Origin of the sequence: Phycicoccus elongatus Lp2, from assembly GCF_000367525.1 — a bacterium.
In the GTDB taxonomy this organism is placed as follows: domain Bacteria; phylum Actinomycetota; class Actinomycetes; order Actinomycetales; family Dermatophilaceae; genus Phycicoccus_A; species Phycicoccus_A elongatus.
The window spans coordinates 639,385-652,174 of record NZ_HF570956.1 but is presented as its reverse complement, the minus strand read 5'-3'; the positions used below and the strand labels follow the sequence as shown (position 1 = coordinate 652,174).

The window sequence follows — 12,790 nt, the reverse complement described above, 5'->3', positions numbered from 1 at the left end:
TCGATGGCCGCAGGCCGTGAGGACAAGGAGCAGGAGAATGGGGACGCAGGCGGAGCCAAGAGTCAGGGTCGAGGTGGATCTGCTCGGCCAGCGAGAGGTCCCCGAGCAGGCGTACTACGGCGTGCACACCCTGCGAGCCATCGAGAACTTCCGTATCTCACACACGACCATCAACGACGTCCCCCAGATGATCCGCGGCATGGTCATGGTCAAAAAGGCCTCGGCCCTGGCCAACCGCGAGCTCGGCACCATCCAGACCGATATCGCTGACGCGATCGTCGCCGCCTGCGACGCCATCCTCGATGAGGGCCGCTGCATGGACCAGTGGCCGATCGACGTCTTCCAGGGCGGCGCCGGCACCTCCACCAATATGTGCACCAACGAGGTCGTCGCCAACCTCGCCCTGGAGCTCGTGGGGCTGCCCAAGGGTGACTACGCGGCCATCAACCCCAACGATCACGTCAACAAGAGCCAGTCGACCAATGACGCCTACCCCACCGGGTTCCGGCTCGCGGTCCACATGCTCATCGACGACCTGGTCGCCGAGGTCAAGTCCCTCACGCAGGCGTTCGCCGACAAGGGCGTCGAGTTCGCCGACGTGCTCAAGATGGGCCGCACGCAGCTCCAGGACGCGGTCCCGATGACCCTGGGCCAGGAGTTCCACGGCTACGCCACCAACATCGGCGAGGAGGTCCTGCGCCTCGAGAACGCCGCGGACCTCCTGCTCGAGGTCAACCTCGGCGCGACCGCCATCGGCACCGGCCTGAACACCCCCGACGGCTACCCCGAGGTCGCCAGCCGCAAGCTCAGCGAGGTCTCCGGCTACACCATCATCTCGGCACCGGACCTGATCGAGGCGACCTACGACAATGGCGCCTACATCGCCGTCCACTCCGCGGTGAAGCGGCTCGCGGTCAAGCTCTCCAAGGCCAGCTCGGACCTGCGGCTGCTCTCCTCCGGCCCGCGCGCCGGGCTCAACGAGATCAACCTCCCGGAGATGCAGGCCGGCAGCTCGATCATGCCGGCCAAGGTCAACCCGGTCATCCCCGAGGTGGTCAACCAGGTCTGCTTCAAGGTCATGGGCAATGACGTCACGATCACCCACGCCGCTGAGGCAGGCCAACTCCAGCTCAACGTCATGGAGCCGGCCCTGGCCCAGAGCCTGTTCGAGTCGATCCAGCTGATCACCAACGCGGCCCGCACCCTGCGCGAGAAGTGCGTCACGGGCATCACCGCCAACGTCGAGGTCTGCCGCGCCAACGTCATGAACTCGATCGGGATCGTCACCTACCTCAACGAGATCATCGGCCACCACAACGGTGACCTCGTCGGCCGCGAGTGCGCCCGCACCGGACGCACCGTGCGCGACGTCGTCGTCGACATGGGCCTGATGACCGCCGATGAGGTCGACGCCGTCCTCACCACCGAAAACTTCCTCTCCCCGCGCTACACCGGCAAGGTCTACGCCGCCGACGAGCGCGGCCTCCCCGAACGGAGTGCCCGCTGATGTTCTGGATCCACCTGCTCGTCGTCCTCGTCTTCATCTTCATCGGGGCGCGCAAGGGCGGCATCGCGATCGGCTTCGCCGGTGGTGCCGGTGTGCTCGCGCTGGCCCTGCTCGGGGCGCCCGTCGCCGTCACCAAGCACACCCCAGACGGTGACATCAGCTACCTCCCGCTCGACGTCATCGCCATCATCATGGCCGTCATCGTCGCCATCGCGGCGATGCAGGTCGCCGGCGGCATGGACGCACTCGTCGACCTCGCCGAGCGCATCCTGCGCAAGAACCCCAAGCACCTGAGCTTCCTCGCGCCCGTCGTGACCTACTTCCTGACCCTCATGGCGGGCACCGGTCACACAGCCTTCTCGATGATGCCGGTCATCACGGAAGTGGCCAAGGAGAACGACATTCGACCCTCGCGTCCGCTGTCGATCGCCGTGGTCTCCTCACAGATCGCCATCACCGCCTCCCCCATCTCGGCCGCCGTGGTCTTCCTCTCCTCGACCTTGGAGAAGGAGGGCATCGACTACCTGCAGATCCTGGCGGTCACCATTCCGACGACCTTCGTGGCCTGCATGCTGACCGCGGCGATCATGATGGCTTGGGACAAGATGCGCGGCACCACCGAGTTGCACACGCTCAAGATCTACCAGGAGCGCAAGGCTGCCGGTCTGGTCGCCCCCACCGGGCGCCAAGAGGGCCGCGAGATCACCTGGGCCGGCAAACGGTCCGTCGCGATCTTCCTCCTCGGTCTGCTGGCCGTCATGGCTTACTCCACGGCCATCAGTGACAAGGTCGGCCTCATCAAGGATCCGCCCATGACCCGCGATGCCGCGATCATCGCCATCATGCTCACCATCGGTACGGCGATCGTCCTCACCTGCGGTGTCGAGCCCGGCCGGATCCTCAACTCGTCGGTCTTCAAGTCCGGCATGAGCGCCGCGATCTGCGTGCTCGGTGTCGCCTGGCTGGGCACGACCTTCGTCAAGGCGCATGAGGACACGATCAAGGAGTACGCCGGCTCGATCCTCACCGACCACCCGTGGACGCTCGCGATCGTCCTCTTCGTCGCGGCCTCCCTGCTCTACTCGCAGGCCGCCACGACCAAAGCCCTGATCCCGACCGCCCTCGCGATCGGTGTCAGCCCCCTCGCGGCGCTGGCCTCCTTCGCCGCCGTGTCGGCGCTGTTCGTCCTCCCGACCTACCCGACGCTCCTCGCGGCGGTCGAGATCGACGACACCGGCTCCTCCAAGATCGGGCACTACATCTTCAACCACCCGTTCTTCATGCCGGGTCTGATCGCGATCGTCCTCAGCGTCGCCTTCGCCTTCGGCTTGGGAGCCATCATCATCTGACCCCGACCCCGCACGCACGCGTATGCCGTGGGCTCACCGGTGAGCCCACGGCACCGTGCGTTGTGGTCATGACAGGGTGGTCACCATGGTGGACGTGACCCCTGAGGAGTTCGAGGAGTTGGTCGCCGACGCGCTCGACGAGGTGCCGCCGGACCTGCTCGACCTGCTCGACAACGTCGTTTTCCTCGTCGAGGACGAGGCACCGGCTGACGACCCCGACCTCCTGGGGCTCTATGAGGGCATCCCGCAGACCGAGCGTGACGCCGGCTGGGGCCTGGCCAACCTCCCGGACACGATCCGGCTCTTCCGCGGCCCGTTGACACGCATGTGCGAGGACCGCGAGGACCTGCGTGAGGAGGTCGTCATCACGGTCGTGCACGAGATCGCGCACCACTTCGGGATCGACGAGCAGGCGCTGCACGATCTCGGTTGGGGCTAGACCAGCGCGCTCTGCCCCTTCCAGTCCTCGAAGGAGTACTGCCAGACCCCGATGCCCTCGGTCGGCTGGAAGGTTCGTCCTGATCCGGTCACCTGCACAACGTCGCCGGCCCGGCTGTTGTTGAACATCCACTCGGCATTGTCCGGGGCCATGTTGGTGCACCCGTGCGAGACATTCGAGGTCCCCTGCGCGTCGACCGACCACGGGGCGGAGTGAAGGAACTCACCGGTCCACGTCACCCGCAGGTTCCACTTGGTCTCGACCTTGTAGTAGCCAGGCGATCCCTCGGGGATACCGACCGTCGCCGAGTCCATGGTGATCTCGGACTGCCGCTCGATGATGACCTTGGTGCCGCTCCGCGTCTCGGTTTCGGGACCGGGGCGGCCGTTGCTGACCGGGATGGTCCGGATGACCTGACCGTTGCGGGTCACCGTCATCGTGTGGCCGGGCACGTCGACATGGCTGATCATCGCGTCACCGATGGTGAACCCACCGGACTCGTCCTTGCCGACCCACTTGGTGTCGCCGGTTTGCACGCCCGCGAGGGGCGCGGACACGGTCACCTTCGTGCCGGGTGCCCAGAAGTCCTTGGGGCGCCACATGAGTTGGCGGTTGTCGAGCCACCCCCAACTGCCCTCGACGGCGGGCTCGGTGGTGACGGTGGCGAGTCTCTCGACCTGGGCGCGCATCTCCTTGGTCTGCACGGCGGAGTCGAACTGGATGGCCACCGGCATACCCACGCCCACGGTCATGCCCGAGTAGTTGATGCCATACGTGGCGGTGACCCCCGGCTTCAGCGTGGTGAATTGCGCCTGCTGGGTACTCGGCGTGCCGTCAGGGCCTTCGGCGGACACTTCGACCGTGTAGGTCGCCGACGGCTTCATGAACCGCGACGAGGTCCAGTTGCCGGCCGCATCGATGCTGCCCGCCAGTTCCTCGCCCTGGTCATCGGTGACCTTGACGGTCCTCACCTTGCCGACCGACGCCGTGACGGTCACCGGGGTGTTGGGGAGCACGTCGGTGGCCCGGTCGGCCGGAACGATCTCCACCACGGCGGGTGTCGGGCTCGGCGTGGGCGTGGGAGCGGCACTCGTGGCGTCGTCAGTGGCCGCGTCGGCGGACTTCTTCTCCGGGCTCGTGGTGCAGGCGGCCGCAAGGAGGCCGACGGCTGCAGCCGCCGCCAGGTGGCGGCGAGAGAGGGGGCCGAGAGGGTCCTTGGTCACTGGGTGTCACGTCCGAACGATCGTTGGTTGCCGGTCCGGCCGCAGGTCGCGACCGAAAACCCATTTTAGCCGGGTGGACCGACCGCGCCCGAAAGCCGTCGGCCCCCATCCACAACAGTGGCGGGGGCCGAGGTGTTCCGTCAGGGGAACGGCGCGCGGGGCGGATCAGAGGTGGTGTGCACCCTTCCAGTACTCGAAGGTCCAGCCGATCAGGGCCGGGACGGCGAAGAAGGCGCCGATCGCAAAGACCCACCAGCCGACCGCGAGGCCGAGGAAGCAGATCGCGGCCGAGAGTCCGAGCCACAGCGGCCACCAGCTGTAGGGGCTGAAGAACCCGTAGTCACCAGAGATGTCGTCGATGTCGCCGACCGGGTTGTCCGAGGGGTCCTCTGCGTGCTTGATCCGGGTGCGCCAGAGGTAGAACGCGATCATGAAGCCGAGCAGGCCACCCATGATCAGACCGATGACGCCGACGAACTCGACGCCATTGACGGTCGAGGATGTCCAGATGCCGTACCACGCGGCGACGGCGAAGGCGAAGACACCGATGAGGGTGCCGATGCGCTCCATGGCCCTCATCGGTCAGTGCTCCTTAGTGTCGTCGACATCGGTCGGCTCCGGGATGGTCTCCGGCGCGTCCTTGAAGCCGGTGCCACCGTCCTGACCCACGGGCGCCTTGCTGGCCCCGCGCAGGTCGGCACCGCCCAGGTGCTTGTTGATTCCGCTCGGTGCGGCACCGGGGGCGGCCTCGGGGTGGTGCAGGTCGAAGGCCGGGCGCTCCGAGCGGATCCGCGGAATCGAGTCGAAGTTGTGCCGCGGCGGCGGGCACGACGTCGCCCATTCCAGCGAGGCGCCATAGCCCCACGGGTCGTCGGTCTTGACCAAGGGTGCGTTCTTCCAGGTTGTGTAGACGTTCCAGAGGAAGGGCACGAACGAGATGCCGAGGATGAAGGACCCAGCGGTGGAGATCTGGTTGCCGAGCGTGAAGCCGTCCTCGGGCAGATAGTCGGCGTACCGCCGCGGCATACCCCAGATACCCAGCAGGTGCTGCACGAGGAATGTCGTGTGGAAGCCGACGAAGAGCAGCCAGAAGTGGATCTTGCCGAGCCGCTCGTCGAGCATCCGGCCGGTCAGCTTGGGCCACCAGAAGTAGAACCCGGCGAACATCGCGAAGACGACGGTGCCGAAGACGACGTAGTGGAAGTGGGCGACGACGAAGTAGCTGTCGGACAACTGGAAGTCCAGGGCCGGGCTGGCCAGGATGACGCCGGTCAGGCCACCGAAGAGGAAGGTGGTGAGGAAGCCCAGCGCCCAGATCATCGGGGTGTCGAAGGAAAGCTTGCCGCCCCACATCGTGCCGATCCAGTTGAAGAACTTCACGCCTGTCGGCACCGCGATGAGCATCGTCATGATCGCGAAGAAGGGCAACAGGACCTGGCCCGTGACATACATGTGGTGGGCCCAGACCGCGACCGAGAGGGCGGCGATGGCGATCATCGCCGCGACGAGGGTCTTGTAACCGAAGATCGGCTTGCGGCTGAACACCGGCAGCACCTCGGAGATGATGCCGAAGAAGGGCAGGGCGATGACGTAGACCTCTGGATGGCCGAAGAACCAGAAGATGTGCTGCCACAGCATCGGCCCGCCGTTGTCCGGGTCGAAGACATGAGCCCCAAAGCGTCGATCCGCACCCAGGGCGAAGAGGGCCGCAGCCAGCGCCGGGAAGATGAGCAGCACGAGGATCGAGGTCACCAGGACCGTCCAGGTGAAGACGGGCATCCGGAACATCGTCATGCCGGGCGCCCGCATGGTCAGAATCGTCGTGATGAAGTTGACGGCGCCCAGAATCGTGCCGAAACCACCGAGCGCGAGGCCGAAGACCCAGAGGTCACCGCCGACACCGGGGCTGTAGGCCGAGTCGGAGAGGGGCGCGTAGGCGAACCAGCCGAACGCGGCAGCTCCGCCGGGGGTGAGGAAGCCGGCCGCCGCAATGACCCCACCGAAGAGGTAGAGCCAGTAGGCAAACATGTTCAGGCGCGGGAAGGAGACATCCGGCGCACCGATCTGCAGCGGCATGAGCGCATTGGCGAAGCCCGCGAAGAGCGGTGTCGCGAAGAGCAGCAGCATGATCGTGCCGTGCATCGTGAAGAGCTGGTTGAACTGGTCGGGGTTGTCGACCAGCTGCAGACCCGGCTCGAGCAACTCGGCGCGGATGACCAGGGCCATCGCGCCACCGAGCAGGAACCAGATGAACGAGGTGATGAAGTAGAGGTTGCCGATGACCTTGTGGTCGGTCGTGGTGATCCACTTGACGACGGTCGATCCCGGAGCCAGCCGGTGGGTCGCCCGGGTGGCTTCGGCGGTGCGGTGCATGGTGCCGCTGTCGACGACTGCGCTCATGGTCAACCCCTCGCGTTCTCGGGCAGGAGCTTTTCCTGGCCCTTCATCAACTGCTGACGGGAGAGCCCGTTCGGCAGGAGTCCGGTCTGGCCCTTGGCCTTGAGCTCGGCCATGTGCGCGTCGTACTCACTGCGGGACACGACCTTGACGTTGAAGAGCATGGCCGAGTGGTAGGCGCCGCAGAGTTCGGCACATTTGCCCTTGAAGGTGCCCTCCTGGGTCGGCGTCACCTGGAAGGTGTTGACCCGCCCCGGAATCATGTCCATCTTCTGCAGGAACTGCGGGACCCAGAAGGAGTGGATGACGTCACGCGCGGTCAGGTAGAACTGCACGCGCTCACCGACGGGCAGGTAGAGCGTGGGGATGGTCTCCTCGGCGCCCGGCTCACCGGTGAGGATGGCCTGCGCGCCGGTCTCGTGGACCTGCTCATCGACGTAGTTGAAGTCCCAGCTCCACTGCTTGCCCACGACGTTGATGCTCACGTCGGGCTCCTGCGCGGTGTCGAGCAGGGCGCTCTCGTCGCGGGCGGTGTAGTAGAAGAAGGTGGCGATCATGAAGATCGGCACGACCGTGTAGAGGATCTCGATCGGCACGTTGTAGCGGAGCTGGACGGGCAGCTCGTTGTCATCCTTGCGGCGCCGGTAGGCGACCATGCACCAGATGATCAGGCCCCACACCAGGAAGCCGACGCCGAAGAGGGCGACCCAGGACCAGACCCACAGGGTCGTGACCCGATCGGCTCCTTCGGTGACACCCTGCGGCAGGAAGCCGTTGACGAACTGGCCTTGCTCACACCCCGTGAGGGTGAGCGCGGCGATCACCGAGAGCACACCCACGCGCAGTGCGCGGCTCCGGGATCGGGGGACGACGTGGTCGCGCTGACGCACCGAGGCACCCTTCGACGGTTGAGGCAGTGAACGTGGCCAGACTAGTGCATCGACCGCCTTCTGGGCGGGTGGGGTCGACTAACGTGGCGGCCGTGGCGGACCCCGACTTCCAGCGTGCAGTTCTGGACGCCGCACCGGGTCCGATGCACCCAGCCGCGAGAGAGACCTTCCTCGCCGCACTCGACGCCGGATGGGCCGATCCGAGGCGCCTGCACAGTGAGGGTCGGAGGGCTGCTGCGCTGCTCGACACAGCCCGTTCGGTGCTGGCCGCGGGGCTGGACGCTCGCCCCGACGAGGTGACCCTCCACCCGACCGGCAGCCATGCGCTCCTCGCGGGTCTGCGCGGCATACGACAGGCGCGCCGGCGTGTCGGAGCGACCATCGTCACGACGGCCGTCGACCAGGCCCTGGTCCTGCGCGAACCGGATGTCGACGCGGTCGGCGTGGACTCGGAGGGCCGTCTCGACCTCGTGGCCCTCCGCGAGCGACTCGCCGCTCCCCATGTCGCCCTGTGTGTCCTCGCCGCCGCCAACCAGGAGATCGGCACCCGGCAACCCATCGCGGACGCGCTCGCCGCCAGTGCGGCGGCGGGGGTTCCGCTGCTCGTCGACCTCGCGGCCTCGTGGGGTCGGTCCCCACTGCCACCCCGCCCCGATGCGTATGCCGCGGACGCGTCCTCCGTGGGCGGCCCACCCCTTGGGGTGCTCGCCGTCCGGCCGGGCACCCGCGTGAAGCGGCAGCCCGTGTCGACGCCCGAGCGCGGGCTGGAGCCCGCTCCCCCATTCGTCCCGCTCGCCCTGGCCGCCGCCGAGGCCTGGCGCCAACAGGAGGCGGACCGCGAGGTCGAGGATCGGGCGACCTCTGCGCTGATCGACAGGATCCGTGCCGCGGCCGCGGCTCTCCCGGACGTCCAGGTCGTCGGATCGGCGACCGACCGACTGCCCCACGTCGCCACCTTCAGTGTGCTCTACGTCGACGGCGAGACACTCGTCCACGAGCTCGACCGCCGCGGCTTCGCGGTCGCCAGCGGCTCGGCGTGCACCGCGGACACCCTCGAGCCGAGCCATGTGCTCGCGGCCATCGGGGCGGTCACCCACGGGAATGTGCGGATCACGCTGCCGACGTCGGCGGTGGCTCCCCATCGAGCACAGGACGTGGACCGCTTCTGCACGGTCCTCCCCGACGCGGTCAGCACGGTCCGCGCGCAGCTCGGGACCGACCGCCTGTGAGCAGCCACCACCTCGACGCGCGCGGCCAGAAATGCCCCTTGCCCGTCATCGCTCTGGCGCGGCTGGCCGCTGACCTGCCGGCGGGTAGCCGCATCGAGGTCCTGGCCGACGACCCGGCTGCCCGAGCCGACATCCCGGCCTGGTGCCGACTCAAGGGGCACACCGTGAGCCAGACCGACGTGGGTGAGCACACGGCATACCTCGTGGTGGTGGGTCAGGCGCCCCGGAAGTCGACCGGGGGCGCCTGAAGGGCGCGACCGAGAGCGGCGAGGTAGTCCGCGCGGCCGACCTCGTTGACCCCGAGACTGGCCAGGTGATCGGTGCGCCACTGGACGTCGATGAGACGACGTTCATCGCCATCGGCCGCGATCAACTCGACCAGCCCGACGAGGGCGGCCTTGCTCGCGTCGCGCACGTTGTGGAACATCGACTCTCCCGCGAAGAGACCGCCGATCGCGACGCCGTAGAGGCCTCCCACGAGTTCACCGCCGAGCCAGGTCTCCACACTGTGCGCCCACCCGAGGTCATGGAGGCGCCGGTAGGCCGCGGTCACCTCCGGCGTGATCCAGCGACCGGTCCGCGTGGGGTCACCGCAACTGGCCATCACCTCGTCGAAGGCGGTGTCGATCCGGATCTCGAACCGCTTGAGAACCTTCCGGAGGGACTTGCGGACGCGTAGGTCCCCGGGCACCAACACGCCACGCGGGTCCGGTGACCACCAGCCGATGGGCCCTTTGCCATGCTTGCCCAACCCCATGGGGAAGAGTCCGTGGCGGTAGGCGTCCACGAGGGTGGACGGGTCGAGGTCTCCCCCGGCCGCGATGAGGTCCTCACCGGGTTCGGCAGTCGCGACGAGGGCACCGAGGTCCCAGCTGCTCGGCCCGGGGTCGAGCGGCGGGAAGGGAGGGGTCAGGGACGGGGGCACGTGAAGTGCGGGGCGACCTCGGCCGCAGCGTCGTCGCCGTAGGCCAGCGCGAAACGGTCCACGAAGGCCTTGGTGCCCGGCGCGTACTCCTGCGTCCCGACCGTCTCCAGGACGTAGGCCGCGAGCACCGACCCCAACTGCGCGCATCGCTCGTGACCCAGGCCGGCGGACAGTCCGGTGAGGAAACCGGCCCGGAAGGCATCCCCGACCCCGGTGGGGTCCACGCGCGCCACGTCGTCATCGACGCCGACGTGGATCGGTTCCTCCCCCTTGGTGTAGATGTCGGAGCCGTGCCGCCCGCGGGTGATCACCCGCGTCGTGACGCGATCCATGATCTCGTCCTGGGACCAGCCGGTCTTCTGCTCGATGATGTGCGACTCGTAGTCGTTGGTGAAGAGGTAGTCGGCTCCGTCGATGAGCCGGCGGATGAAGGGGCCGTCGGCGAAGGCGAGCTGCTGGCTGGGGTCGGCGACGAACCGGTAGCCGCGGGTGCGGCACTCCTCGGTGTGGCGCAGCATCGCGTCCGGGTCGTTGGCGCCGATGAGCACGAGGTCGAGCCCCTCCGCTCCGGCCACTGGCTGGAGTTCGATGTTGCGGGCCTCGGCCATGGCTCCGGCGTAGAAGGTGGCCATCTGGGCCATGTCGTCATCGGTCGTGCAGACGAAGCGCGCGGTGTGCTTGGTCGTCGAGATGTGCACGTGGTCGCAGTCGACCCCATGGCGAGTCAACCAACTGCGGTAGTCGGCAAAGTCCTCACCGGCCGCGCCGACGAGGATCGGCCGCTGGCCCAGGCTTGCCATCCCGAAGCAGATGTTGGGGGCCACTCCCCCGCGCCGGATGTCGAGCGAGTCGGCCAGGAAGGACACCGAGATCTTGTCGAGCTGCTCGACGACGAGACTGTCGGCAAACCGTCCGCGGAAGGTCATCAGATGGTCAGAGGCGATGGAACCGGTGACTGCGATGCGCACGGCAAGCACTCTAACTTCCCGACGTTGTTTCGAGATGCCGCGATTGTTCGGTCCTCTTTCACCTAGTACTTGACATTACCTAGTACTAGGTGAAAGATGAACCCATGAGCATCCACGACGCGCAGATGTTGAAGGGAGTCCTCGCCCTTCTGCTTCTCTCCTTGCTCGCCGACGAGGACAACTACGGCTACGGGATCGTCACGGCGCTACGCGAGGCGGGCTTCACCGACCTCGCGGAGGGCACGGTCTACCCGGCGCTCACCAGGCTCGAGGCCGCCGGTCATCTCGAGTCCTACCTCCAGCGCTCGGCCAGCGGGCCGGCGCGCAAGTACTACCGGACCACAGCGGACGGGCGCGCCGACCTCGTCGCCCGTCGCGAGTCCTGGCATGACCTGGTCGCCTCGGTCGGCAGGGTCAGTGGTCTGACACCGTCCGTCACGCACCCGAAGGAGAACTGACATGGGGATCATCGACCGGTTCCGCATCGAGAACGCCGTCCAGACCTACGATTTCTGGCTCGAGCTACGCGGTATGCGCTCGCGCCGACGCAAGGAGGCACGACGCGAGCTGCGCACCAACCTGCGTGACGCCGCCGCTGACGTCGGCGTGACCCAGGCCCTTTTCAACATCGGATCACCCAAGGAACTCGCCTACGCGATGACACCGGAGGCGGCCCAGCGGCCCCGCTGGTCCCTCGGGGCCATGTGGGCATCCCTCGCCTTCGTCGTCGTGGTCTTCGGCCTGATGTACACCGCGTCGACCTTCACCTCGGGCGTCGACGCGTCCGGGGTCGTCGGCCAGCAGGTGACCGGATTCGTCTTCCCGTGGTTCGGCGTGGACTTCATGGCCCGCATCGAGCCGAACCGTGGTGGCCTGTCCGTCGGCGCCGGCAATGCGCAGTGGTACGTCCTCGGGCTGCCGTTGCTCGCCTTCGTCCTGGTCGCCCGTCCGTGGCGAGCCTTCACCCAGAAGGCGAGCTGACGGCATACGCAAAGAAGGAAGTCTCACCCGCGTGGGGTGAGACTTCCTTCTTTCGTATGCCGTGGGCTCAGCTGAAGCTGTCGCCGCAGGCGCAGCTGCTGCCGGCGTTCGGGTTGTCGATGGTGAAGCCCTGCTTCTCGATCGTGTCCGAGAAGTCGATGGACGCACCGTCGAGGTAGGGGGCGCTCATCCGGTCGACGACGACTTCGACACCGTCGTAGTCGCGCACGAGGTCACCGTCGAGGGTGCGCTCGTCGAAGTAGAGCTGGTAGATCAGGCCGGAGCAGCCACCGGGCTGCACGCCGACGCGCAGGCGAAGGTCATCGCGGCCCTCCTGCTCGAGGAGGGACCTGACCTTGTCGGCGGCGACATCGGTCAGGAGGACGCCGTGCGCCTCGGTGGTGGTGTCCGGGGTGGCGGTGTCGAGCTGCTCGCTCATCGAATTGACTCCTGGGATCGAGGACGTGGCCGTCAAGGGGAACCATGGGAGGCCACGAAGTGTTCCCCGACAGGATACGCGCCCCCACAGAGGGTCACCGTCGCGGTGACCAGGTGCGAGCCACCCGCGCGGCACGGTCCGCCAGGGTGCCGACCGGGTCGGCCATCGCCGCGGCGACCTGCTCCGCGGTCTCGGCCACGGCATACGCACCACTGATCCCGGCGCCCATCGTCTCGCGGCGGCCGACGAGGACCTGCCCCGCGATGAGCACGACCGGCAGGGCGCGCGCGGCCGCACGTTGCGCGACCCCGACGGTGACCTTGCCGTGCAGGCTCTGCCAATCGAAGGCTCCCTCCCCGGTGACGACCACGTCGGCGCCGAGGAGCAGGTCGTCGAAGCCCACCGCGTCGAGCACGGTCTCGACGCCGGACGTGCGGCGCCCG

At 67.5% G+C, this 12,790-nt stretch carries 15 protein-coding genes; 7 read left to right on the top strand and 8 right to left on the bottom strand.

Annotation, left to right across the window (positions count from 1 at the left end):
- Positions 1–37 precede the first annotated feature (37 nt).
- From aspA to BN10_RS03080, 3 genes are all read left to right on the top strand, one after another.
- Complete coding sequence (gene aspA, locus BN10_RS03090) at positions 38–1,507, top strand: aspartate ammonia-lyase (RefSeq protein ID WP_040750874.1); 1,470 nt, start codon at positions 38–40, stop codon at positions 1,505–1,507.
- On the top strand, positions 1,507–2,856 hold the full coding sequence (locus tag BN10_RS03085; protein WP_010849700.1) for an anaerobic C4-dicarboxylate transporter: 1,350 nt from the start codon (positions 1,507–1,509) through the stop codon (positions 2,854–2,856). Before aspA ends, BN10_RS03085 begins: the two co-directional genes overlap by 1 nt.
- Positions 2,857–2,941: 85 nt before the next feature.
- Positions 2,942–3,295: a metallopeptidase family protein gene (locus BN10_RS03080; RefSeq protein ID WP_010849699.1), complete on the top strand. Its 354-nt coding sequence runs from the start codon at positions 2,942–2,944 to the stop codon at positions 3,293–3,295.
- Here the strand turns inward: BN10_RS03080 and BN10_RS03075 are convergent.
- The 4 genes from BN10_RS03075 to ctaC form a co-directional block, all read right to left on the bottom strand.
- Positions 3,292–4,518 (bottom strand): L,D-transpeptidase, encoded by a 1,227-nt coding sequence (locus BN10_RS03075; protein WP_010849698.1) that lies wholly within the window; start codon positions 4,516–4,518, stop codon positions 3,292–3,294. The genes BN10_RS03080 and BN10_RS03075 overlap by 4 nt on opposite strands.
- 165 nt (positions 4,519–4,683) lie before the next feature.
- Positions 4,684–5,097: a cytochrome c oxidase subunit 4 gene (locus tag BN10_RS03070; RefSeq protein ID WP_010849697.1), complete on the bottom strand. Its 414-nt coding sequence runs from the start codon at positions 5,095–5,097 to the stop codon at positions 4,684–4,686.
- A 3-nt stretch (positions 5,098–5,100) separates the two neighbouring features.
- The gene (ctaD, locus tag BN10_RS03065) at positions 5,101–6,891 is read right to left on the bottom strand and encodes an aa3-type cytochrome oxidase subunit I (RefSeq protein ID WP_040752371.1); all 1,791 of its coding nucleotides are present in this window, start codon (positions 6,889–6,891) and stop codon (positions 5,101–5,103) included.
- A 29-nt stretch (positions 6,892–6,920) separates the two neighbouring features.
- The gene (gene ctaC / locus BN10_RS03060) at positions 6,921–7,805 is read right to left on the bottom strand and encodes an aa3-type cytochrome oxidase subunit II (RefSeq protein WP_010849695.1); all 885 of its coding nucleotides are present in this window, start codon (positions 7,803–7,805) and stop codon (positions 6,921–6,923) included.
- 92 nt (positions 7,806–7,897) lie between these two features.
- Here ctaC and BN10_RS03055 point away from each other — a divergent pair, with 92 nt between their 5' ends.
- Both BN10_RS03055 and BN10_RS03050 read left to right on the top strand, forming a co-directional pair.
- Positions 7,898–9,034 carry a cysteine desulfurase family protein gene (locus BN10_RS03055; RefSeq protein ID WP_233354251.1) on the top strand — a complete coding sequence of 379 codons (1,137 nt, stop codon included), beginning with the start codon at positions 7,898–7,900 and terminating at the stop codon, positions 9,032–9,034.
- Positions 9,031–9,282, top strand: a complete 252-nt coding sequence (locus BN10_RS03050; RefSeq protein ID WP_010849693.1) for a sulfurtransferase TusA family protein — start codon at positions 9,031–9,033, stop codon at positions 9,280–9,282. The genes BN10_RS03055 and BN10_RS03050 overlap by 4 nt, the downstream gene beginning before the upstream one ends.
- Here BN10_RS03050 and aat read toward each other — a convergent pair.
- The gene (gene aat, locus BN10_RS03045; protein ID WP_010849692.1) at positions 9,249–9,959 is read right to left on the bottom strand and encodes a leucyl/phenylalanyl-tRNA--protein transferase; all 711 of its coding nucleotides are present in this window, start codon (positions 9,957–9,959) and stop codon (positions 9,249–9,251) included. The genes BN10_RS03050 and aat overlap by 34 nt on opposite strands.
- Complete coding sequence (locus BN10_RS03040) at positions 9,944–10,927, bottom strand: carbohydrate kinase family protein (RefSeq protein ID WP_010849691.1); 984 nt, start codon at positions 10,925–10,927, stop codon at positions 9,944–9,946. The genes aat and BN10_RS03040 overlap by 16 nt, the downstream gene beginning before the upstream one ends.
- A 104-nt stretch (positions 10,928–11,031) precedes the next feature.
- Between BN10_RS03040 and BN10_RS03035 the strand changes: the two genes are divergently transcribed.
- Together BN10_RS03035 and BN10_RS03030 are read left to right on the top strand one after the other, a co-directional pair.
- The gene (locus tag BN10_RS03035) at positions 11,032–11,385 is read left to right on the top strand and encodes a PadR family transcriptional regulator (protein ID WP_010849690.1); all 354 of its coding nucleotides are present in this window, start codon (positions 11,032–11,034) and stop codon (positions 11,383–11,385) included.
- A gap of 1 nt (position 11,386) precedes the next feature.
- Positions 11,387–11,908, top strand: a complete 522-nt coding sequence (locus tag BN10_RS03030; protein WP_010849689.1) for a hypothetical protein — start codon at positions 11,387–11,389, stop codon at positions 11,906–11,908.
- A gap of 67 nt (positions 11,909–11,975) precedes the next feature.
- Here BN10_RS03030 and erpA read toward each other — a convergent pair whose 3' ends face one another.
- Positions 11,976–12,347 (bottom strand): iron-sulfur cluster insertion protein ErpA, encoded by a 372-nt coding sequence (gene erpA, locus BN10_RS03025; RefSeq protein WP_010849687.1) that lies wholly within the window; start codon positions 12,345–12,347, stop codon positions 11,976–11,978.
- Between the two features lie 94 nt (positions 12,348–12,441).
- A partial coding sequence (locus tag BN10_RS03020) for a glycerate kinase (RefSeq protein ID WP_198013995.1) occupies positions 12,442–12,790 on the bottom strand: 349 nt, incomplete at its 5' end.

Coding starts and splice junctions, on each gene's coding strand:
- aspA (WP_040750874.1), top strand. CDS start 38: ATGGGGACGCAGGCGGAGCCAAGAGTCAGGGTCGAGGTGGATCTGCTC.
- BN10_RS03085 (WP_010849700.1), top strand. CDS start 1,507: ATGTTCTGGATCCACCTGCTCGTCGTCCTCGTCTTCATCTTCATCGGG.
- BN10_RS03080 (WP_010849699.1), top strand. CDS start 2,942: ATGGTGGACGTGACCCCTGAGGAGTTCGAGGAGTTGGTCGCCGACGCG.
- BN10_RS03070 (WP_010849697.1), bottom strand. CDS start 5,097: ATGAGGGCCATGGAGCGCATCGGCACCCTCATCGGTGTCTTCGCCTTC.
- ctaD (WP_040752371.1), bottom strand. CDS start 6,891: ATGCACCGCACCGCCGAAGCCACCCGGGCGACCCACCGGCTGGCTCCG.
- BN10_RS03035 (WP_010849690.1), top strand. CDS start 11,032: ATGAGCATCCACGACGCGCAGATGTTGAAGGGAGTCCTCGCCCTTCTG.
- BN10_RS03030 (WP_010849689.1), top strand. CDS start 11,387: ATGGGGATCATCGACCGGTTCCGCATCGAGAACGCCGTCCAGACCTAC.
- erpA (WP_010849687.1), bottom strand. CDS start 12,347: ATGAGCGAGCAGCTCGACACCGCCACCCCGGACACCACCACCGAGGCG.